This window comes from Glutamicibacter sp. NPDC127525, from assembly GCF_042672105.1.
Lineage (GTDB): Bacteria > Actinomycetota > Actinomycetes > Actinomycetales > Micrococcaceae > Glutamicibacter.
Map to the genome: position 1 here is coordinate 26,346 of NZ_JBHXVN010000012.1, position 20,690 is coordinate 47,035.

The following is a 20,690-nucleotide window of genomic DNA, read 5'->3' on the forward strand; positions in this document are numbered from 1 at the left end:
GAATACGCCGATTAATACTCATGCCGGTCCATCAGGTAGTATGGATTTTGGCCTTGTGCCGTGCGCCTTTAGCTCAGCTGGTAGAGCACTGGACTTTTAATCCATTGGTCGCGGGTTCGATCCCCGCAGGGCGCACAAAATGAAACCGGACCCGGCTTGCTAACGCAAGCCGGGTCCGGTTTTTCGATTTATTGTCCGGCATGGAACCAGCGGACTGCCCTCGTGCTAGACGTAGGGCTGAAGGAACTTGACCATGCGTTCCATCACCAACGCGCGAGCTTCTGGATCATGCGAGCGAAGCGAGCTGTCGGTGAACAGGTGCTGCTTGCCAGGGTAGGTGAAGAGCTGGGCGATATCGCCGCCCTCTGCTTCAACGAAGCGCTGAGCTGCCTCCAGGTCGCCTTCCTTCGCGAAGAACGGGTCCTGGTCCATGCCATGGATCTGCACCGGGACATTTTCCGGCCATGGCCCGAAGCTCCAGTCGGCGTCCAGATCCACGAAGGATTCGAGCAGGATCGCGGCGATGGCGCCGGGACGTTGCTGCGCGCACTGCTGGGCCAGGGCCGCGCCCCAGGAAGTGCCGATGTAGACCAGCTCTTCGGGCAGTTTGCCAAATAGCTTGTCGACGCGTTCCTGGATCTTGTCCGCGGTCAGCTTGCCTGCCATGCGCATCCCGGCATCGAAATCCTTGGGCAGCTTGCCGGCGTACAGATCCAGTGCGTGCACGGTGTGGCCAGCGGCGCGCAATTCTGCGGCCATCTCCTGCACCCCGGGGGTCAGGCCCTGGACGTGATGGAAAAGAACAATCGTAGCCATGGGTGCTCCTAGCGGTTTCTAGCGTTCGTCGACCAGGTTCTCGATGCGCTGCGGCAAGTGCTCAATGGCCATGTCCCAGCCGGGCATCTGGCTATTGATCTCCACGCTGTACCCTTCGACCAGCATGAATTCTGCGCAGGTAAGGATTTCCTGGCCGGAACCCGTTTCATAGATGAAGGCACGTTTGATGTCCTGCCAGAGCAGGGTTGCGGACTGGTCGATCACGAGGCCGCTTTTGACGACTTCGACGGTGCGCTGGGGGTAGGACATACTCAACTTGCTTTCGGGGTCCTTGGCGGTGTGCTTTGAACAAGTCTAAACCGGCAGCGCACCGCCAGGGGGTTAGCAAACTGGATTCGGGTAGGACTTCGCCAAGGTTCCCTGCGCATCCAGCTCCAGCAAATAGTCCAGATCCAGCTGCGACAGGAAATGCTGATCGTGGCTGACTACCAGCAACGCACCCTTATAGGCGCCCAGTGCTTCACTGAGCTGGCGCACGCTGTCCATATCCAGATTATTCGTCGGCTCATCGAGGATGAGCAGCTGCGCGGCTGGTTCTGCCAGCAGCAACGTCGCCAGATGGACCCGGAAACGCTCGCCGCCGGACAGCGCCGCCACTGGCCGGTCGGCGCTGGCCCCGCGCAGCAGCAACCGGGCAAGCATATTGCGCACGTCGTTCGCGGTTGCTGCTGGCGCCACCAGCGCCACGTTCTGGATCGCGCTTAGTTGGCCATCCAGGCCGTCCAGGCGCTGGGGCAGGTACCCGACCCGGTCCACGAAGAGCGTTCCGCCCGGTCCGGGGCCGGGATCTTCGCCGGCGAGCATCTGCTGGAGCAGCCGGGTCTTCCCGGAACCATTGGGGCCGACAAGGCCCACGCGTTCGGCTCCCTGGATGATGAACTGGTGATCTTCTGCACCTAGCGCCGCGACCTGCTTGCCCGAGGGCAACCGGGGATCGGGCAGCTCGATGCTGATGTGCTCGGCCTGCCGAACCCGCCGATCGGCATCGTCGAGCCTGGCCTGGGCCGAATCGACCTTGCCATCCAGGTTTGAACGCATCTTCCCGGCGTTCGCCTCGGATTTCTGGCGAAGGTGGTTGGCCAGGATCTTCGGCATGCCTCCGGAAAGCTGGGTGGCCCGACCCTTGCGCTTGGCCCGCGCCAACTTCGTTTCGGCCTCTGCCCGTTGGCGCTTTTCCACTTTCAGGGAGGCCTGGGCAGTTCTGGCTGCCTGCTCGGCCGCCTGCTGCTCGGTTTCAAGCTGCTCGCGGTATGAGCTGTAGGGCCCTCCGAAAACGCTGAGCTTCCCGTCGTAGAGCTCCACCGTATGCTCCATGAGCTCGAGCAGCTCGATATCGTGGCTCACCACAACCAGCGTGCCCTTCCAGGCACGTACAAGGTCGTAGAGCAATTCACGGGCAGGGCGATCGAGGTTATTCGTCGGCTCGTCGAGCAGCGTGATCGGCGAATCGGCCAGTCGCAGGCCCAGTACCGCCAGCAGCATGACCTCCCCACCCGATAAGGTGGTGATTTGGCGGCCCAGATCCAGCCCGTCGAAGCCCAGCGGCGCCAGTTCAGCTCGAACCCGGGCTTCGGCATCCCAGTTCGCGCCCACCGCATCGAAATCCGCTGGGTCGACACTGCCGGACTCGATAGCTTCCAAAGCCGCCAGGACCTGATGCGCCCCCAGCAGCTGGGCGACGGTCGTGTCCTGTTCCAGAGCCAGCGTTTGCGGCAGGTAGCTCAGCGGTGCGTTCGTTTCTGCCGTTCCGCTCGTTGGGCGCAGCTGCCCAGCGATCAGCTTCAGCAACGTCGATTTGCCGCTGCCGTTGGCGCCGATCAACCCGGTCCGCCCGGATGGAAACGTGCCGTCCAGATTGGCCAGGGCGCTTTCTCCCGTGGGCCAGGAAAAGCTGAGGTTGTTCAGGGTAATTGGTGGTGTCAAAGACATGCAGGTCCTCCCGCGAATGCGAAGGGGCTGCCGGCTTGGGGGATCGCAGAATTGGCTCAACCCCGCAGGGGAGCCGGAAAGGAAAAGGATACCGAAGCCGGTAGCCGAAATGAACAAGATGCACCGTTGGGAATCGATGCGGGGTCATCGGCTGGCTCAGTAGGTATCCATGCCAACGAGTGTAGCAGGGGGGAATTGGGGTGTTAACCCCCTCAGTACAAGAAGATCGGGAGCCATTCCCGGTTGTGCGCGTGGACCAGCGCGAGGAACAGGACGAAGTCGAAGATTAGGTGCACGCTAACTACATAGGACAAGGACTTGGTCAGCTTGAAGGTATACCCCTGCAGCAGGGCGAAGGGAAAGGTCAGCAACGGCCCCCAGGATTGGTAGCCGATCTCCCACAGGAAGGAGGAGAAGATCACCGCTTGCAGGAGGTTGGCCTGCCAGTCCGGGAAATGCTGGCGCAGCAATGCGAATGCCGTGCAGATGAAGAACAGCTCGTCCCAGATGCCCACCGAATTAACTCCGAGGAAGAGCCGCCAGAAGATGGCTGGGTCCGAGGCGTCCGGCCAGTTCTGGTAGGCGCCGGTGCTGATCAGGTACACCGGGAGGATGAAGAAGCCCAGGGCCACCACCCCCAGCAAGTACAGCTTCGCCGCCAGCGGCCACTTGCGGCCGGTATTCACCGGGAACTTGATGATCTGCTCGCGCAAGGCGAAGCGCGAAATCAGCCAGGGCAGCAGGACTGCCGCGGCCAGCGCGCCACCCATTAATGCCATATGCCCCAGGCTCAGGTCGGCATTCAATGGAACCAGGCTGATGACCACCAAACCGGTTGCGATGAGTCCCAGATGCCGTGCAAGCCTGCGGTCGATGAACCCCGCGCACAACAGGCTCAGCGCCAGCAGGCCGTAGCCCAACAGGTCGTTTTCGGCGCCGAAGAGGAACACTGCGGAACCCGAGAGCAGGGAGGCTGGCAGCAGCTTCCAGCTCATCGCGGGGCGGTGCGATTCGGTTGGTATCTGGCTCACGGACACAAGCATGCCAGCTGGGCCGGCAGAAAGACACAGCCCGCCGCCGCGGAACCAGTGCTTTAAAGCTTCTGGCCCGCATCCGTCATTTCGGCTGCGGGCCAGAAGGAAAATTCTGGAGAAGTGCTACTTCCAGGCGCGGTGCACGGCGACGATGCCACCGGTCAGGTTGCGGTATTCCACGTTCTTCCAGCCAACGTTGACGAACTTGGCACCCAGCTCGTCCTGGTCTGGCCAAGCCGCAATGGATTCAGCCAAGTAGGCGTAGGCGGTCGGGTTAGGGGAAACCAGGTAGCCCAGCGCGGGAATGGCGCGCGGCAGGAACTGCTTGTAGGCCACCTTGATCGGGGCGACCGTCGGGGTGGAGAACTCGGCGACGACGATGCGTCCGCCGGGCTTTATCACGCGGCGCATTTCGGACAGGGCCTTCTCGGTGTCTGCGATATTGCGCAGCCCGTAGGAGATGGTCACTGCATCGAAGGTGTTGTCCTCGAATGGCAGGTCGGTTCCGTCTCCGTAGACGAAGTTCAGCTGCGGGTAGCGCTTGCGCCCCTCATCCAGCATGCCGTGGGACATGTCGCAGGCGGTGACGTCAGCGCCGGCTTCCGCGAGCGGGACCGAGGAGGTGCCGGTGCCTGCGGCGAGGTCGAGAATGCGCTCGCCGGGCTTTGGCGCGATCGCTTCGGTGGTGATCTTGCGCCAGTAGTTCACGATGCCGCCGGTCATCAAGGTATTGAGCAAGTCGTAGCGAGGAGCCAGCTTGTCAAACATTTCCTGAACCTGATCGGCCTTCTTATCCAGGCCTGCGCGCGCATTCTGAGAACTCATGGGTCTAAGTCTTTCATATTTGCGCGCGCGAAGGCGCCGGATGTGGGGCGAATCGCCCTTAGAGAATCGATTCGAGCCGGGCGTAGCTGGCCTCCATTCCGTCGGTCATTCCGGTGGAGAGCACCATGTCGCGGGTTTGCGCGTCTGGGTAGGTGATCAGGATCGTCAGCAGGGTGCCGCCCTGGTTCGATGTCAGCGTTAATTCATTCACCGTGGCCGGGTACTCGGTGCCGATCATTTGCTCCGTGGTCCGCTCGTAGGACTGGGGCAACGTTTCAAGCACGGTTCCGGTGAAGCCGAAGCCGGACCCGGCATCGGCAGATAGCGGTTCCCACCAGTATCGGTAGGTCTCGCCGACCTCTTGCGCCGTCACGCATTCAGCCAACTGCCATCCGTCGGGGCCGAGCATCCAACGTTTCATGAGCTGCTCGTCATGGTGAGCCTGCCAGACTTGCGCGACTGACCCGCGCACCAAGCGGGTAATGCGCACCTGGGTGTCCGACAGGATCTGTGCATCGGTGAGGAAATTTTCAGCGTAATTGCGCAGGTCGATGAGGACTTGCTCGATCTGGCTCATGGCCGAACGGGTGCCATCGATCATGCCCATTGCTACGACCTGCTCCAGGTCCTCGGCGGAGTCGAAGGTGGAGGTGATGGTCAATTTCGTTCCCTCGGATGTCGGATCGAAGGTGAAGACTATGCGATTGGCCGGCAAGTCGGTATTGGGCGTGCCATCGGCGTGCGCAAAGCCGTCACTGACCTCGAAGAATTTGTGCTCGACGACTTCGTTCCAGATCCAGTATCCGTGGAATTCTTCGCCTTCGGGAGAAGTCATGTGATAATTCGAACGGCCACCAGGGGCGGCATCGTGCCGGGTGAAAGTTGCCGGGTATTCCATCGGCCCCCAGAACTTTTCAAGTTGCCGGGCGTCCAGGTAGGCATCCCACAGGCGGGAAACTTTGACCGGGAATTCTGCATGGACAGTCAGTGAGAGGGCTTCGGAATCTTTGACAACGGATGTGACAGGCATGGGAATGCTCCTTAGGTAGCCTCGTCGGCGAGGAAATCATCGAGCCGGCTGATGCGTTGGCGCCAGATATCCTCGAGGGAAGTAAGTAGTTCTTGCGCATGCCGGATGGTATCCGGCTGCCCGCGAACGATGCGTTCGCGGCCACGTGCGATTTTCCTGACCAGGCCTGCGGCTTCCAGCGCGGCAACGTGCTTCTGCACTGCGGCAAAAGACATGTCGTAGCTTGACGCCAGATCCGTGATGCTGACCTCGGCGTGAAGCGTCCGCCGCACGATGTCCCTTCGTGTGGCATCTGCCAAGGCGCGGAAGACCTTGTTCACCTGTTCTTCGCTCAACTCATATACAACCATTTGGTTGTATGTTACTCCCTTCGTCGCGGCTGGTAAAGGGGAATCCCGGAAATTGCCGAAGATAAATTTCTAGTCAACTTATCGCCTGATTTTTGACGTAATTCCGGATGATTTATCACCTAATCGGATTTGCGGGGCAAGGCGGGCTCTTCTCAAGGCCCGGCCCTTCGCCTAGGCTTGTGGGAACTGCGGAGAATAAGCCTTGCTAGCGAGGGGATTGCATGAGTGGGTTCGCCATTGATTGGCCTGGCGCATCGCGTCGCGCTCAGCATGCCCATGAGCTTTTGGGGTCCAGTGGCGCCGGTGTTACCGACCTCCCCTTGCGCAATGACGTGCGTGAATCCTGGAAGCGGTCACTGGAGAATTCTGCTGATCTCCGCGTTCCGTCGGTACTGAGCGATGACCACCTGCGTCTCGCCCGCGAGCGCAGCGAGCTCCAGCGAATCTGGCCCGTTTTCGAAAAGCTCCTGGTCCCCGCTGCCGCGGATGCCAATCTCTTGGTGGCTCTTGCGGATGCTGGCGGCACCTTGCTGTGGGTGGCGGGTGGAAATGGCGCAATGAGCCAAGCCGAGCACGTGGGCTTCATGGCAGGTGCCGACTGGGCGGAAAAGAGTGTTGGCACATCCGCGCCGGGCATAGCGCTGGCAACCGGGACCGGCTCGCAAGTGTCGGGGGCTGAGCACCTCTACGAGCAAGCCCACCGCTACAGCTGCTCGGCGGTACCGATTCGCGATCCGCGCACGGGGCAGGTGATTGGCGCAATAGACCTGACCGGTGGACCGGAAGCCATTGCCACGCACTCCCTGCCGCTGTTGCAGGCGGCGGTCATGGCTGCGGAAACGCAGCTGCTTTTGCCAGGTGCCGGAGTCGTCGCCGACCCCGACTACCTGGACTTGGGGCGCTCTGACGGGGCCCATCTGGGAGCCGCGCCGATTTCCCTCCGCCATGCAGAGATCCTGACCCTCCTGGCGCATTACCGGGAGGGCTTGAGCACTGCTCAGCTGGTGGAAGAGCTGTTCGAACGTCCTGATGCTGCGGCCGAAGGCACGGTCCGCGCCGAAATTGTCAGGCTGCGCAAGGTGCTCGCAGGCCCAGGCGGGCGTGCCTTGACTTCACGCCCATACCGCCTTCAGTGGGACCTGCATACGACCCTTGGCCGCCTATGGCATGCCCTGGAGCAGGGTGATCTCGATACGGCCCTGCCGCTGTACTCGCCGGGCCTGCTGGCCCGCTCCCAGGCGCCAGGGATCGTTGCGCTGCTGTACCGGACCGAAGCTGCGCTGCGTGAAATGGTGCTGGATCGAGGAACTGCGCATCAGCTGCTGAACCTGGGCCGCCAGCTTGCCGACCCGGGCCTGTTGCGTGCGGCCTTGCGGGAATTGCCCGCGCAATCCCCAGCGCGCTCACTTGTCGTCGCCGAAGTCCAGGCCATCGAGAACTAGGTTCCCGGGCATTGCCGATCCACCCGCTAGGCCCGGAGTTGCCGCTACGGGCATCATGCACGTCCGTTGCAACCTGCCTGCAACCTTTATGTGACTAGAGTCACAAGCATGGTTCCGCGATGATGCCGTCGCGGCCAGGACATCCGATTAAGGAGACGTGGAGCAATGGCGGTTTACGCAAACCCGAATACCGATGGAGCACTGGTCAATTTCAAGCCGCGCTACGAGAACTACATCGGCGGTGAATGGGTAGCCCCGGTCAAGGGCATGTACTTCGAGAACATCACCCCGGTCACCGGAAAGGTCTTCTGCGAGGTGGCCCGTTCCACCGCAGAGGACGTCGAAGTAGCACTGGACGCGGCGCATGCGGCGGCTGGCGCCTGGGGCAAGACCAGCCCGGCCGAACGCGCAGTCATCCTGAACAAGATCGCGGACCGCATCGAGGAAAACCTTGAAATGCTCTCCGTGGCCGAGACCTGGGATAACGGCAAGGCGATCCGCGAGTGCCTGAATGCCGACCTCCCGTTGGCAGTGGACCACTTCCGCTACTTCGCCGGCGCCATCCGCGCCCAGGAAGGCAGCCTCTCCCAGCTCGATGAGGACACCACCGCGTACCACTATCACGAGCCGCTGGGCGTGGTCGGGCAGATCATCCCGTGGAACTTCCCGCTGCTCATGGCCGTTTGGAAGCTCGCCCCCGCTCTGGCTGCCGGCAACGCGATCGTGCTCAAGCCCGCCGAGCAGACCCCTGCCAGCATCCTGGTGCTCATGGAGCTGATCGGCGATCTGCTTCCAGCCGGCGTGCTGAACGTGGTCAACGGCTTCGGCGTGGAATGCGGCAAGCCGCTGGCCTCCAACAAGCGCATCCGCAAGATCGCCTTCACCGGCGAAACCACTACCGGCCGGCTGATCATGCAGTACGCGTCGGAAAACCTGATCCCGGTCACCCTGGAACTGGGCGGCAAGTCCCCGAACATCTTCTTCGAGGACATCGCTGCCAAGGATGACGCCTTCTACGACAAGGCGCAGGAAGGATTCACGCTGTTCGCGCTGAACCAGGGCGAAGTCTGCACCTGCCCATCGCGTGCGCTGATCCAGGAAAGCATCTATGACCGCTTCATGGGCGATGTGGTGGCCCGCACCAAGGCCATCAAGCAGGGACACCCGCTGGATACCGACACCATGATGGGTGCCCAGGCATCCAACGACCAGCTGGAGAAGATCCTCTCCTACATGGACATCGGCAAGTCCGAGGGCGCCAAGGTGCTGCTCGGCGGGGGACGGGCGGATCTGGGCGGAGAGCTCTCCGGCGGCTACTACGTGCAGCCGACCATCTTCGAGGGCACCAACGACATGCGCATTTTCCAGGAGGAGATCTTCGGGCCGGTGGTAGCGGTGACCAAGTTCAAGGACTACGACGACGCGATCTCCATCGCCAACGACACCCTGTACGGGTTGGGTTCGGGGGTGTGGAGCCGCAATGGCAACGTGGCCTACCGTGCCGGCCGCGCCATCCAGGCCGGACGCGTGTGGGTCAACCAGTACCACGCCTACCCGGCGCACTCGGCCTTCGGCGGATACAAGTCCTCGGGTATCGGCCGCGAGAACCACCTGATGATGCTGGACCACTACCAGCAGACCAAGAACCTGCTGGTTTCCTACTCGGAAGACAAGCTGGGCTTCTTCTAGGAGCAGTAGCTGCCACGAGCAGCATGAGATGACAACAGACCTCGAAGGTGCGGGGCCAGCCGGGACAGCGTCCGGGGATCGATTGGCCTCATCCCCCGCACGCCAGCCGGCACCCCGCACCTTCGAATGCCATGCAAAGGACAAAGTACATGAGCAAGATGAAAGCTGCAATAGTCGAAGGCTTCGGCGAAGAGTTCCAGGTGAAGGACGCCGAGATCCCCGAGCCGGGCCCCGGCCAGGTGCTGGTGAAGCTGATCGCCTCGGGCGTCTGCCACACCGACCTGCACGCCGCCGAGGGCGATTGGCCGGTCAAGCCGAAGCTTCCGCTGATTCCCGGGCATGAAGGCGTGGGCATCGTGGAAAAGCTCGGCGAAGGAGTCACCGAGGTCGCGCTCGGGGACATGATCGGCAACGCGTGGCTGGCCAGCGCCTGCGGGCACTGCCAGTACTGCCGCACCGGCTGGGAGACGCTGTGCGAAGCCCAGTCCAATGGCGGATACTCCGTGGACGGTTCCTTCGGCCAGTACATGCTGGTGGATTCCCGCTATGCCGCGCACATCCCGGAGGGCTCGGATCCCCATGAAATCGCGCCGGTGCTGTGCGCGGGAGTGACTGTCTACAAGGGCCTGAAGATGACTGAGGTCAAGCCCGGCCAGTGGGTGGCTATTTCGGGTATCGGCGGACTGGGCCATATCGCGGTGCAGTACGCGGTGGCCATGGGCATGCGGGTGATCGCCATTGACGTGGCCGATGACAAGCTGGCGCTGGCCTCGAAGCATGGAGCGGAAATCACCGTCAATGCCTTCGCCCAGGACCCGGCCGAGATCATCCAGCAGAAGGTTGGCGGAACGCACGGCGTGCTGGTTACGGCGGTGCATCCAAAGGCGTTCGGGCAAGCGATCGGCATGACCCGGCGCGGCGGAACGATCGTGTTCAACGGGCTGCCCGCCGGTGATTTCCCCGCACCCATTTTCGACATCGTGCTCAAGGGCCTGACTATCCGCGGATCGATCGTGGGAACACGGCAGGACATGATCGAGGCGCTGGAATTCTATGCGGCAGGGAAGATCAAGCCGACCTTCCATACCCGCCCGCTGGAAGACATCAACGCCGTATTCGACGAAATGCGCCATGGCAAGATCGATGGGCGCGTTGTCATCGACTACGCCGGCAGGGCGTAGCCGGATCCGCAACGGTTGATGGCACGGTACCGGATGCGGCTTTTCGAAGCGGCATCCGGTACCGGTGCCCTGGCCGCCCTGGCCGAGCGATGGACGGTGCGGCCCAAAAAGAGGACACTGGCCACAACGAGATAAATCCGGACGTGGACAACGAGGCAGGAGCATGACATGAGCACCGTAACCGAAACGCGCGCCGCAATCGAGGGCGAAGAGTTCTCGCGGGTGGCCTTCACCTCCGAAGCCCTGGACCTGCTGCGCAAGCTGTGGGGGATCCATGGCCCGCTGATGTTCCACCAGTCCGGAGGATGCTGCGACGGGTCCTCGCCGATGTGCTATCCGGCCGGCGAGTTCCGCACCGGGGGATCGGACATCCGGCTCGGCGTGCTTTCCCTGGACGGCGCTGATGGCACCGCCCTGGGCGACATTGATTTCTGGATGTCCAAGGAGCAATTCGAATACTGGAAGCACACCAAGCTCACCGTGGACGTGGTCAACGGGCGGGGATCCGGTTTCTCCGTCGAAGCCCCGGAGGGCAAGCGCTTCTTGATCCGCAGCGAGATCATCGAGTTCCCGGCTGGCCCGAACCCCGACTAGGCTTGGCCCATGCGACTGTGGTCCCTGCACCCCTCATTGCTCGACGCCAAAGGGCTGGTTGCCTGTTGGCGTGAAACACTGCTGGCCCAGAAGGTGCTCGCCGGCCAGACCAAGGGCTATACCGGGCACCCGCAGCTTCTCCGGTTCAAGGCGCAGTCCGCCCCGCTGGTGCATATGGGCGGCTATCTGCAGGGCTTGTGGGATGAAGCGGCTGTCCGGGGCTATCGCTTCGACGCCGCGAAAATCCTGCATCCGGCAGCCGCCGCGCAGCTGGAAAAGATCCCGGTCACCCAGGGGCAGGTGCACTTCGAGCGCGAGCACCTGCTTCGCAAGCTCTCCGTCCGGGATCCCGCGCGCATCGCCCGCTTGGAACCGGCAGGGCAGGTGGCCCTGCATCCGCTGTTCGTGCAGGTCCCGGGGCCAGTGGAGGCCTGGGAGAAGGATGCGCTCGCCAGCGGGTGAGCTGCTGGCCCGGCAAAATCCTAGAGCAGCTCCGCGCGCAACTGTGCGGGGGATTTGGGCGAGAGCAGCCCCGGGGCCACATCGTAAACGGTCTGCGCACCGGTGATGCCGCGCTGGTTCATCCGGAAGGCGGCCCGGGCGTAAGCCACCAGCACGCTGGAAGTGAATTCCGGGTTGGAGCCAAGTGCCAGCGAATACTCGATGACCTGCTTCTGCTCTTCGCTGGTATTGCCCGAACGGATCACGAACCCGCCATGCGGCATATTCGAATGCTCGGCGGCCAAGGTCTGCTCGTCGATGAACTGCACCGTGGTGTCGTACTGGTCGAAGTAGTGCTCCATGGTCACGATGGCTTCGCGCACCGACTCCCGATCGGCACCGTCTTCGAGCGCGACAAAGCATTCGCGCTGGTGCTTCTCGCGGGTGCTCAAGGAAGGGCGCTCGCCGGCCCGGACCCGGTCGATAGCCTCCTGGCTCGGGATGGTGTACTGCACGCCGGCGGCGACGCCCGGGACGCGGCGGATCGCATCCGAATGCCCCTGGCTCAGCCCCCGGCCCCAGAAGGTGTAGGTTTCGCCGTCGGGCAGCAAGGCCTCCCCGAAGACACGGTTGATCGAGAACATGCCCGGATCCCAGCCCACGGAGAGCAGCGCGGTCTTGCCAGCTGCCTTCGCCGGGCCGTCGATGGACGCGTAGTACTCGGGGATGCGGGCGTGGGTATCGAAGCTGTCCACGGTGTTGAACAGCGCCGCGAACTTCGGGCCCTGCTGCGGCAAGTCCGATTTCGAGCCGCCGCAAAGGATCAATACGTCGATCTGTGCGGCGTGCTTTTCCAGCTCATCGATGCCGAACCGTGGTGCTGGCTGAGCCAGCTGGAGGGCCTGCGGGTCACGGCGGGTGTAGACGCCCACCAGCTCCATATCCGGATTCTTGGCGATCGCGGCTTGGACGCCGCGTCCCAGATTCCCATAGCCAGCAATACCGATGCGGATCTTTGAAGTCATGCCTGCCGTTTCCTTGGGGGAGTGAAGTTTGCTCAGCCGCGGATGGGCTAAATACTTCGGATTATGCCAACGAATCCCGGGGCAGTGAAACCCTTGACCCTCTATGACCCCGGCTTAGCCGAACAGGCGCTTGAAGAAGCCCTTCTTCGGTTCGGCTTCGTGGCCCTGGCAGCGGTCCTTATTGGGGACATTGCGCATAGTTGCTTCAACGTGCTGGCCGCCGCCAGCCCACGTGGTCTTCTGGCAGATCTTGCATTGAACCTGGCGGCACATAATTTTTTCCTTTTCGTCAGTAATCAGGAGAGGGAGAGGAAGAGCTTTTCGAGTTCTTCGACGCTCAGGCCGTCTTCTTCCTCGGAAGCCTTCTCGGGATCGGCGATGCAGTACTGCATCGCGGTGGAGACAATGGCGAATCCGGCGCGGTCCAGCGCGGTGGAGACGGCGGCCAGCTGAGTGACTACCTCTTTGCACGAACCATCGGTTTCCACGGCGTTGATCACCGCATCAAGCTGGCCTCGGGCACGCTTAAGGCGGTTGAGGATCCTCTTGCGGGTCGCTTCATTAGCAGTACGCATCAATTTCTCCTTGGTACGGGTAGCGGGTTAGTCGTCTTCTGCAATTTCGGCATCCAGGTGTTTGAGTTGGACGAGCAACTGCTCCATAGCGCCAGAGCTCAACGCTCCGGGTTTTGAATGTACAAGTATCCCATCCTTGAACGCCATGAGCGTCGGTATGGATGCAATCCGGGCTGCCTGCGCCAAATCCGGCTGGGTTTCGGTATTCACCTTGGCGAAGGCGATTTCAGGATGCGCCGCGGATGCTTCGTCGAAAATCGGGGCAAAGCCGCGGCAAGGACCGCACCAAGGCGCCCAGAAATCCACGAGCACCAGCCGGTTCCTTGCGATGAAGCCAGCGAAGTTCGAAGCTGACAATTCAAGCGGCTTCATCGGGTTTCTCCTTTCAGAACGAGCGGGCAGCGCGCCCCCATCGCCGGAATTTTGTTGCACAGCAGCACCAATGCGCCCGCGAGGGCTGCAACCGCAACTACGACCAGCCCGCCGGGAGCCGGCAGTTCCTGGCTGAGCACGAACACGCCCATGGCCAAGACGAAGTAGCCAAAACCCTTGCGCAAAGCGCGTTCGTCGATCCTGCGCGAAAGCCGTGCGCCGATCAACGAACCGAGGATCGCGGTGGTCGCCAGCCCTGCGGCCAGCGGCCAATCCAGTGCAACTGAATTCAACTGCCCGGCCAGGCCAGTGATCGAATTCAGGGTGATCACCAGCAGGGAGGTGCCCACCGCCTGTTGCATGGACAGCCCGGCCAGCAAAGCCAGTGCAGGGACGAGCAGGAAACCGCCTCCGGCACCGACCAGGCCGGTGACCATGCCAATGCCCAAGCCGACCGGGGCGGACAGCCACAACGACTGTGTTGCGCTGCCAGTGTTTTTCCGTCCGCGGATCATCCCGCGGGCACTGGCCAGCGTGATGATCGCGAAACCGAGCATCAGCAGCTGGGCAGGGATCCCGCTGGCCAGCAGCCCGCCGCCAAAGGCGCCAAGCATGCTGGTGGCCGCGAAGACCATCCCCTGTTTCCAACGCACATTGGCCTTGCGGGCATGCGGGATCAGGCTCGTTGCCGAGGTCGCACCGACCACCAGCAGGGAGGTGGCGATCGCTTCCTTGGCGGGCAACCCGGCTACATAGCTGAGCAGGGGAACCATCAGGATTGAACCGCCGCCGCCGAACAGTCCCAGGGACAGCCCGACGATGCTCGCTAGTGCAAGGGCCAGAACCAGCAGCGGTCCGAACTCCATGGCCTACTTCTTTACTTTGTTCCAGGGCATCTTGCCCAAGAAGCTGATCATCGGGCAAGAATCCCGCAGGGCTGAGAACACCAGTCCGCCACCGATGGCTGCCGAAAGATAGGCGAACTTCGGGGAGATGAACTTCGCTCCGAGCAACCCGGCGAGCACCACGGAACCTGCGGTCATGCGCATCTGGCGGTCCAGCGCCCAACGCTGCACGCCGCGCACCATGGTGCCGCCGGCATTTTCGTAGGCGGTGACGCCGCCAAGCAGTACCGTGCTGTGCTCGATCTGCTGCTCCTGCAGGGCACGCTGCGCCTTGGAAGCACGGTTGCCGCTGTGGCAGATCAGCACCGGCTTGCCTGGAATCTTGGCGAGCACCTCGGTGGCGTTGGCGGTGAATTCTTCGAGCGGCACGTTGTACGAGCCGGGAATGTGGAGGGTTTCGAATTCGCCCGCGGTGCGCACGTCAATCAAGGCGAGGTCCGTGTCGGGGGCTTCCACCAAGCATCTAAGTGCTTCGGCGTCCATGGTGGTCAAAGGGGTAGTCATTGAATGCAGTTCAGCTTTCGTGGCGGGGGTGGCTAGTTGGCGAAGGAGGACCAGCCGAGGTAGCTGCCCTCAAGCTCGACGACGTTGTAGCCGGCATCGCGCAGTGCGCTGGCGGCCACGGCATTGCGCATGCCGCTTTGGCAGTAGGTGACGATGGTGCCGCCGGCGGGCAGCTGATCGAGATTCCACAACACCCGTCCGCCGGACAGCTGCTTGGCGCCCGGGATATGCCCGGCGGCGAACTCGGTCTTGTTGCGGACATCCAGCAGCATCTCGTACTCGAAATCGTCCAGCTGTGCCGGGGTGATCGACTTCGGCTTCACCGTTGGCAGGCCTTCCAAGCTGGTGGTGAAACCCTTGACCGCGTCGATGCCCACGCGCATTAGGTGGGCGCGGATCGTCGCGGCGTGTTCGCCGGTCTCGGCCAGCACGATCAGGGCGCGTTGGTCCTTTTCCGGATCGTAGGCCCAGGCGCCGAAGCTGGCGGTCTTCGCCGTACCCGGGATGGACAGCGCGCCGGGAACGGTGCCTGCGGCGATCTGGGTGTACCCACGGGTATCGACGAACACCGAGACCCCCGCCTCCACCTGCTGGAGGAGCTGCTGGACGGGTATTTCAGCTAGGGGGTCGAGCTGGCCCAGGATGGCTGGGCCCAGGCGGTTCTGCCGCTTCATGCGGCCGAAGTAGGCGTGGGCGTCAGGCTGGCCGTTGAGCAGTTCGGCGATGAAGCCGTCCTGGTCGTCGTTGGCCAGGTAGGTGCTCCACCAGGCGAACTCGCGTTCGTAGCCCAACGTGGTGGAAGGGACCGCGCCCAGCGCTTTGCCGCAGGCGCTGCCCGAGCCGTGGCCTGGATGCACCTGGATGTAATCGGGCAATTCTGCCAGGGTTTTCTTCAGCGAAGCAAAGAGATCGCGGGCGCCTTCGAAGCGGGTATCGACACCGCCGGCGGCCTCGTCCAGCAAATCCGGACGGCCTAGGTCGCCGGCGAAGATGAAGTCGCCGGAGAGCAGGTAGCCAGGGTCTTGGCTGAAGGCTCCGTCGGTGATGGCGTAAGCCAGGTGCTCCGGGGTGTGGCCCGGGGTGTGGCGGGCGGCGATGCGCAGGTTGCCCAGCGTGATGATATCGCCATCCATCAAACGTTCTGCCTCGAATCCGTACTGCCAATCTTTGCCGCCCTCGCCCGAAACGTAGCTGGTGGCGCCGGTGGCGGCGGCTAGTTCGCGGGTTCCGGAAAGGTAGTCGGCGTGGATGTGGGTTTCAGCGACGGCCGTGATGCGCATGCCGTGCTTGGCAGCCAGGGCAAGGTAGTCGGCGATGTCGCGGCGCGCGTCGACCACGAGAGCTTCGCCTTTGGCCTGGCAGCCGATGAAGTAGCTGGCCTGCGCGAGATCTTCGTCGTAGAGGCGTTCAAGCAGCATGGTTGGTTCCTTTCAAGGTGGATTGGAACCAGACTAGTCTATACCCCCGGGGGTATGTCAAAAATACGGGTGGGGGTATGTGCGGAGGACCGCAATGCCGCTAGGTGGGAAAGGTGTTTTTATGCCCGGGTGAAAGTGCGCAGCCAGCCGGTTAGCCGCAGCTGCTCCGCGGGGTCCAAGGTTGCCAATAGCTGCAGGGTGCCGTCGTCTGCGGGGCGCAGAATACCCAGGTGATCGGCTGGAACATCGGACATCGCCTCGCCAGCCGGGGAATCGGGCGATGCGCTCGCCGCCCTGGAGATGAAGACCTCGTCGGGTGAACCGTTCCAACCCTCGAGGATCGAGATGGTGCCTTCCAGCAGGCGCAGGGCCTCGTGCGCGTGGATCCATGCGGTGGCATCTTTGGCAGCCAGCTCGAACCCGGCTTCGGGAACAATCTTGCGCAGGCCCGTGGCCAGGACGCGCGCTTTCGCGCTGAGCCCCTCGGCCTGGAAGGCAGCTACCGCATCCAGGCGCTGTGTCATGCGCGCGAAGTCCTGCTCAATGCTTTTCCTGCTTGCGAAAATGCCCATGCTCCTATCTTCGCCTACCTTGGGAAAGGCTGTCGAGGTGCTCGGCCAATCGGGTGCTCGCGCGGGAGAGGTGCTGGGCCAAAACCTCTGCCGCGCCCTGGGTATCGCCGGCGGCGATGCATTCGAGCAGGCGTTCATGTTCGCTGGCGATATCCGCGGTGTTCAGCAGCGTTGCATCCTGGACGTGGGTCATGCACAGGCGAATCTCATCGCTGAGCTGGCCGTAGATTGCGCTGGTACGCGTCGAATCCAGGGCCTGGACCAGTGCGGAGTGGAAGCGGACATCCGGATCGACGATCTGGATCGGGGAAGCATCGCGCAGTGCGGTGATTTCGGCATTGGCCTCGCGTGCAGCTTCCGGGACCTGTCCGGTGCTGGCCAGCAGTCGCACGGCCTCTGCTTCGATGATGGCGCGGGTGCGGTAGATGTCGCGGGCGTCGGCGGATGAGAGCAGTGTGACTTTCGCGCTCTGATGCGCGTTGCGCGTCAGCAGGCCGCTGGCAACGAGGTTCTCCAGCGCGGCCTTGGCGGTTGGCCGGGCCACTTCATAGTGCGCGGCGACGTCCACTTCGCCCAGCGGGGTGCCGGGGGACAGTTCCCCGCTGAAAATCCGGGCACGCAGTGACTTGACGACGGCCTGAACCACGGAAACCACACCTAAACGGGCCGCCATCAGGGTCCTTTCGAGCCGCGGAAAATTTACCTAACAAGTATCCCATGAATCGTACTACTATGGCTTGTGTACTTGTAAGACAATTTCCGTATTCGGCAAGCTCCGCTTGCCAACTGCACAGGAGCGCACCATGGCATTGAGCACGCCAGCACTCGGAGAAACGACGGTTTCATCCGGCATCCTCGATCTGGTCGGCGACCAGGATCGCGTCAAGACCCGATCCATCGACCGCGTTGCCTACGCCTCGGATGCCTCGCACTACCTGTACACGCCGCAAGCTGTCGTGCTGGCCAAGGACGCCGCGGAAGTCTCCGCGCTGCTGGCTGCGGCCGCGCGCGGCAACCAGCCGGTCACCCTGCGCTCGGGCGGCACCTCGCTGGCCGGGCAAGCCAGCGGCGACGGACTGATGATTGATGTGCGCCGCAACTTCCGCGGCATCACCGTGCTCGATAACGGAGCGCGCGTGCGCGTGCAGCCCGGTGCCACCGTCCGCCAGGTCAACGCGCGCCTGGCCGTCTACGGCAGCAAGCTGGGGCCGGATCCGGCCAGCGAGGCGGCCTGCACCATCGGAGGCGTGATCGCGAACAACTCCTCGGGGATGGCCTGCGGCACCGAATTCAACACCTACCGCACCCTGGAATCCATGACTTTCGTGCTCCCCTCGGGCACCATGATCGACACCGCGGATCCGCAGGCCGACCGCAAGCTGGCCGCCGCTGAACCGCAACTGGTCGCCACGCTGGACAAGCTGGGCCAGCGCGTGCGCAGCAACCCGGCCTCGGTCGCCAAGATTGAGAAGCACTTCGCGCTGAAGAACACCATGGGCTATGGCATCAATGCCTTCCTGGACTACGACACCCCGGCAGAGCTGATGGCACACCTGATCATCGGCTCCGAGGGCACCCTGGCTTTCGTCGCCGAGGCCGTCTTCCGCACCGTGCCGATCCGCAAGCTGGCCATTGCCACCTTGGCCGTCTTCGATAACCTGGATCTGGCCACCCGGGCGCTGCCTGAACTCGTGGATTCCGGCGCCGCCACCCTGGAGCTGATGGATTCCACGTCGCTGCGCGTGGGCCAGTCGCTGCCCGGCGTGCCGGATGCCATCATGGGCTTCGACGTCGACCAGCAGGCCGCCTTGCTGGTCGAATACCATGCGGACACCGAAGAGGAACTGGCCGGGCTGCGCTCCGCTGGCCAGTCGCTGCTCGACGCATCGGCATTGCGCGCCCCAGCGGTGCTGTCCCCAAATGCGAAGAACCGCCAGGCCGCGTGGAAGTTCCGTAAGGGCCTGTATGCTTCGGTAGCCGGTGCCCGCGCCACAGGCACCACCGCGCTGCTCGAAGACGTCGTGGTCCCGGTAGAGTCCCTGGCCGAAACCTGCGACAGCCTGCAGGAGCTGTTCACCGAGTACGGCTACGCGGATTCGGTGATCTTCGGCCACGCCAAGGACGGCAACATCCACTTCATGCTCACCGACCGTTTCGAAGGCGATGCGGCGTTGAACCGGTACAACTCCTTCAACGACAAGATGGTCCAGCTGATTCTGGACAAGGACGGCAACCTCAAGGCGGAGCACGGCACCGGCCGCGCCATGGCGCCGTTCGTGCGCGCGCAGTACGGCGATGAGCTCTACGAGGTGCACCTGGAGCTGAAAGCCGCCTGCGACCCGCGCCTGATGATGAACCCCGGGGTGATCATCGACGAAGACCACGCCGCGCACATCCGCAACATCAAGCTCAACGAGACCATCGAGATCGAGGCCGACCACTGCGTGGAATGCGGCTATTGCGAGCCGGTCTGCCCGTCCAAGGACCTGACCCTGACCCCGCGCCAGCGCATCGTCGTGCGCCGGGCCATCGCCAAGGCCGAGGCCGAGGGCAACGCCGAGCTGGCGGCCGAACTGGAGCGTGACTACGAATACAACGGCGTGCAGACCTGTGCCGTGGACGGCATGTGCGTCACCGCCTGCCCGGTGGGCATCAACACCGGCCTGCTGGTCAAGCGCCTGCGCCGCGGAGACGCGCACCCGGTCCTGGAAGCCGGCTTCAAGGCCGCAGCCAAGGGATGGGGACCTGCCACGCGCGCTGGTTCGCTGGCCCTGAGCATCGCCGATAAATTCCCTGCTTCGCTGGTCCGCGGTGCCACCGATGCTGCGCGCAAGGTGGTCAGCACCGACACCATGCCACGTTACGATGCCGACCTGCCTGGTGGCGGCAAGGCGCGCAAGCCCATGGCCGGCAACTTGGGTGCAGCTGGCACCGAGCCGCTGGCCATCTACCTGCCAGCCTGCGTGAATTCGATGTTCGGCCCTGCAGGAGACGGGGAAGGAGTCGCCCCGGCGTTCACCAAGCTGCTGCACGCTGCTGGCGTCTCGGTTTACGTTCCCGAGGGCATTGAATCCACCTGCTGCGGTACCCCGTGGACTTCCAAGGGCTACGAACAGGGCCATGAGGTCATGGGCCAGCGCGTGCTGGAAGAAGTCCGTGCGGCCATGCCGGGCAAGGTCCTGCCGATCATCTCCGATGCCTCCAGCTGCACCGAAGGCTTTGCGCATACCCTGGCCGAGCATGGCTACGAAGTGGTTGACCTGCTGGCGTTCACTTCGCAGCACTTGCTGGAGAAGCTGCCAGCGCTCGAGAAGATCTCCTCGGTCACCTTGCACCCAACCTGCTCGTCCACGCAGATGGGCCTGAACCCGGACATGCAGAAGATCGCAGAGGCTGTGGCAGATACCGTGAACACCCCGGTGAACTGGGGCTGCTGTGGTTTTGCCGGTGACCGCGGCATGCTGCATCCGGAGCTGACCGAGTCGGCTACCGCTCGCGAAGCTGCCGAGGTTCGTGAACTGGATGCGCAGGAACACGCTTCGTGCAACCGCACCTGTGAACTGGGCATGACCCGTGCGACGGGCAAGGAATACCGCCACATCGTTGAACTGCTGGCAGACGCCGCCAGCAAGTAGAGGTCGGAGCAAAGCCGCTTGGAAAGTAGTTTCCAGGCGGCTTTGTCGCAGGATGCTGCGCAAAGCCGGTGGCGTCGAGCGGCATTAAGCCATGAGTACGCGCAATGGTTGCTTGCCGGGAGTCAGGCTGCGAGGTCTTCAGGGCCATCCTTGGGCTTCAGCCGTTCCTTGAGTTGCTGTATCCATTTCGAGTCGCGTCTCAATTGCGGGAACGGCTTGTGCGCGTACCCCGTGGCTGGTGGGGCGGTGGACTTGTAGGACATCGCCGAGCCGGGGCAGATCATGATGGTGTGGCCGTTGCCGTAGGTCGTGTATTCGTACCAGCCGGCGGC

At 63.0% G+C, this 20,690-nt stretch carries 22 protein-coding genes, 1 tRNA gene and 1 pseudogene; 7 read left to right on the forward strand and 17 right to left on the reverse strand.

Features of this window, described 5'->3' with window-relative positions; translation table 11 throughout:
• The first annotated feature begins 62 nt into the window (after positions 1-62).
• Positions 63-135: transfer RNA gene (locus tag ACFVHU_RS18360), tRNA-Lys, on the forward strand.
• 90 nt (positions 136-225) lie between these two features.
• On the opposite strand, the gene ACFVHU_RS18365 is transcribed toward ACFVHU_RS18360, so the two are convergent.
• The 7 genes from ACFVHU_RS18365 to ACFVHU_RS18395 form a co-directional block, all read right to left on the reverse strand.
• The gene (locus ACFVHU_RS18365) at positions 226-816 is read right to left on the reverse strand and encodes a dienelactone hydrolase family protein (RefSeq protein WP_105658993.1); all 591 of its coding nucleotides are present in this window, start codon (positions 814-816) and stop codon (positions 226-228) included.
• An 18-nt stretch (positions 817-834) separates the two neighbouring features.
• Positions 835-1,086 carry a hypothetical protein gene (locus ACFVHU_RS18370; RefSeq protein ID WP_105658992.1) on the reverse strand — a complete coding sequence of 84 codons (252 nt, stop codon included), beginning with the start codon at positions 1,084-1,086 and terminating at the stop codon, positions 835-837.
• Positions 1,087-1,158: 72 nt separating this feature from the next.
• The gene (locus ACFVHU_RS18375) at positions 1,159-2,766 is read right to left on the reverse strand and encodes an ABC-F family ATP-binding cassette domain-containing protein (protein ID WP_388026001.1); all 1,608 of its coding nucleotides are present in this window, start codon (positions 2,764-2,766) and stop codon (positions 1,159-1,161) included.
• Between the two features lie 212 nt (positions 2,767-2,978).
• Complete coding sequence (locus ACFVHU_RS18380) at positions 2,979-3,761, reverse strand: CPBP family intramembrane glutamic endopeptidase (RefSeq protein ID WP_388026039.1); 783 nt, start codon at positions 3,759-3,761, stop codon at positions 2,979-2,981.
• Positions 3,762-3,923: 162 nt separating this feature from the next.
• Positions 3,924-4,625: a demethylmenaquinone methyltransferase gene (locus ACFVHU_RS18385; RefSeq protein WP_133835047.1), complete on the reverse strand. Its 702-nt coding sequence runs from the start codon at positions 4,623-4,625 to the stop codon at positions 3,924-3,926.
• A gap of 58 nt (positions 4,626-4,683) precedes the next feature.
• Positions 4,684-5,655: an SRPBCC domain-containing protein gene (locus ACFVHU_RS18390; protein ID WP_388026005.1), complete on the reverse strand. Its 972-nt coding sequence runs from the start codon at positions 5,653-5,655 to the stop codon at positions 4,684-4,686.
• Between the two features lie 11 nt (positions 5,656-5,666).
• Positions 5,667-6,005: a helix-turn-helix domain-containing protein gene (locus ACFVHU_RS18395; RefSeq protein ID WP_332731787.1), complete on the reverse strand. Its 339-nt coding sequence runs from the start codon at positions 6,003-6,005 to the stop codon at positions 5,667-5,669.
• A 221-nt stretch (positions 6,006-6,226) separates the two neighbouring features.
• Between ACFVHU_RS18395 and ACFVHU_RS18400 the strand changes: the two genes are divergently transcribed.
• From ACFVHU_RS18400 to ACFVHU_RS18420, 5 genes are all read left to right on the forward strand, one after another.
• Positions 6,227-7,447 carry a GAF domain-containing protein gene (locus ACFVHU_RS18400; RefSeq protein ID WP_388026009.1) on the forward strand — a complete coding sequence of 407 codons (1,221 nt, stop codon included), beginning with the start codon at positions 6,227-6,229 and terminating at the stop codon, positions 7,445-7,447.
• A gap of 165 nt (positions 7,448-7,612) precedes the next feature.
• Complete coding sequence (gene adh, locus ACFVHU_RS18405) at positions 7,613-9,136, forward strand: aldehyde dehydrogenase (RefSeq protein ID WP_332727351.1); 1,524 nt, start codon at positions 7,613-7,615, stop codon at positions 9,134-9,136.
• 149 nt (positions 9,137-9,285) lie between these two features.
• Positions 9,286-10,317, forward strand: a complete 1,032-nt coding sequence (adhP, locus tag ACFVHU_RS18410) for an alcohol dehydrogenase AdhP (protein WP_013347531.1) — start codon at positions 9,286-9,288, stop codon at positions 10,315-10,317.
• A gap of 168 nt (positions 10,318-10,485) precedes the next feature.
• Positions 10,486-10,911 (forward strand): DUF779 domain-containing protein, encoded by a 426-nt coding sequence (locus ACFVHU_RS18415; RefSeq protein ID WP_013347532.1) that lies wholly within the window; start codon positions 10,486-10,488, stop codon positions 10,909-10,911.
• Between the two features lie 9 nt (positions 10,912-10,920).
• Entirely contained in the window at positions 10,921-11,373 is a 453-nt protein-coding gene (locus ACFVHU_RS18420; RefSeq protein ID WP_388026013.1) for a pyrimidine dimer DNA glycosylase/endonuclease V, read from the forward strand.
• Between the two features lie 20 nt (positions 11,374-11,393).
• Here ACFVHU_RS18420 and ACFVHU_RS18425 read toward each other — a convergent pair whose 3' ends face one another.
• The 9 genes from ACFVHU_RS18425 to ACFVHU_RS18465 all read right to left on the reverse strand — a co-directional run bounded on the left by ACFVHU_RS18425 (position 11,394) and on the right by ACFVHU_RS18465 (position 17,396).
• Positions 11,394-12,377, reverse strand: a complete 984-nt coding sequence (locus ACFVHU_RS18425) for a diaminopimelate dehydrogenase (RefSeq protein WP_388026016.1) — start codon at positions 12,375-12,377, stop codon at positions 11,394-11,396.
• Positions 12,378-12,491: 114 nt separating this feature from the next.
• Complete coding sequence (locus tag ACFVHU_RS18430; protein WP_388026019.1) at positions 12,492-12,650, reverse strand: hypothetical protein; 159 nt, start codon at positions 12,648-12,650, stop codon at positions 12,492-12,494.
• A 23-nt stretch (positions 12,651-12,673) separates the two neighbouring features.
• Positions 12,674-12,952, reverse strand: a complete 279-nt coding sequence (locus ACFVHU_RS18435; RefSeq protein WP_388026021.1) for a metal-sensitive transcriptional regulator — start codon at positions 12,950-12,952, stop codon at positions 12,674-12,676.
• Positions 12,953-12,979: 27 nt separating this feature from the next.
• A complete protein-coding gene (trxA, locus tag ACFVHU_RS18440; RefSeq protein ID WP_105658979.1) occupies positions 12,980-13,324 on the reverse strand; it encodes a thioredoxin in 345 nt (114 codons plus the stop codon).
• A complete protein-coding gene (locus ACFVHU_RS18445; protein WP_388026024.1) occupies positions 13,321-14,190 on the reverse strand; it encodes a sulfite exporter TauE/SafE family protein in 870 nt (289 codons plus the stop codon). The genes trxA and ACFVHU_RS18445 overlap by 4 nt, the downstream gene beginning before the upstream one ends.
• Positions 14,191-14,193: 3 nt before the next feature.
• On the reverse strand, positions 14,194-14,733 hold the full coding sequence (locus tag ACFVHU_RS18450) for a rhodanese-like domain-containing protein (RefSeq protein ID WP_388026027.1): 540 nt from the start codon (positions 14,731-14,733) through the stop codon (positions 14,194-14,196).
• 32 nt (positions 14,734-14,765) lie between these two features.
• On the reverse strand, positions 14,766-16,151 hold the full coding sequence (locus ACFVHU_RS18455) for a rhodanese-like domain-containing protein (protein ID WP_388026030.1): 1,386 nt from the start codon (positions 16,149-16,151) through the stop codon (positions 14,766-14,768).
• 119 nt (positions 16,152-16,270) lie between these two features.
• On the reverse strand, positions 16,271-16,723 hold the full coding sequence (locus ACFVHU_RS18460; protein ID WP_105658975.1) for a hypothetical protein: 453 nt from the start codon (positions 16,721-16,723) through the stop codon (positions 16,271-16,273).
• Between the two features lie 4 nt (positions 16,724-16,727).
• Entirely contained in the window at positions 16,728-17,396 is a 669-nt protein-coding gene (locus tag ACFVHU_RS18465; RefSeq protein WP_388026033.1) for a GntR family transcriptional regulator, read from the reverse strand.
• Positions 17,397-17,526: 130 nt separating this feature from the next.
• Here ACFVHU_RS18465 and ACFVHU_RS18470 point away from each other — a divergent pair, with 130 nt between their 5' ends.
• Positions 17,527-20,358, forward strand: coding sequence for an FAD-binding and (Fe-S)-binding domain-containing protein (locus ACFVHU_RS18470; protein WP_388026036.1), 2,832 nt, complete (start codon positions 17,527-17,529; stop codon positions 20,356-20,358).
• A 122-nt stretch (positions 20,359-20,480) separates the two neighbouring features.
• Here the strand turns inward: ACFVHU_RS18470 and ACFVHU_RS18475 are convergent.
• Positions 20,481-20,690: pseudogene (locus ACFVHU_RS18475) on the reverse strand (HNH endonuclease); the annotation flags it as partial.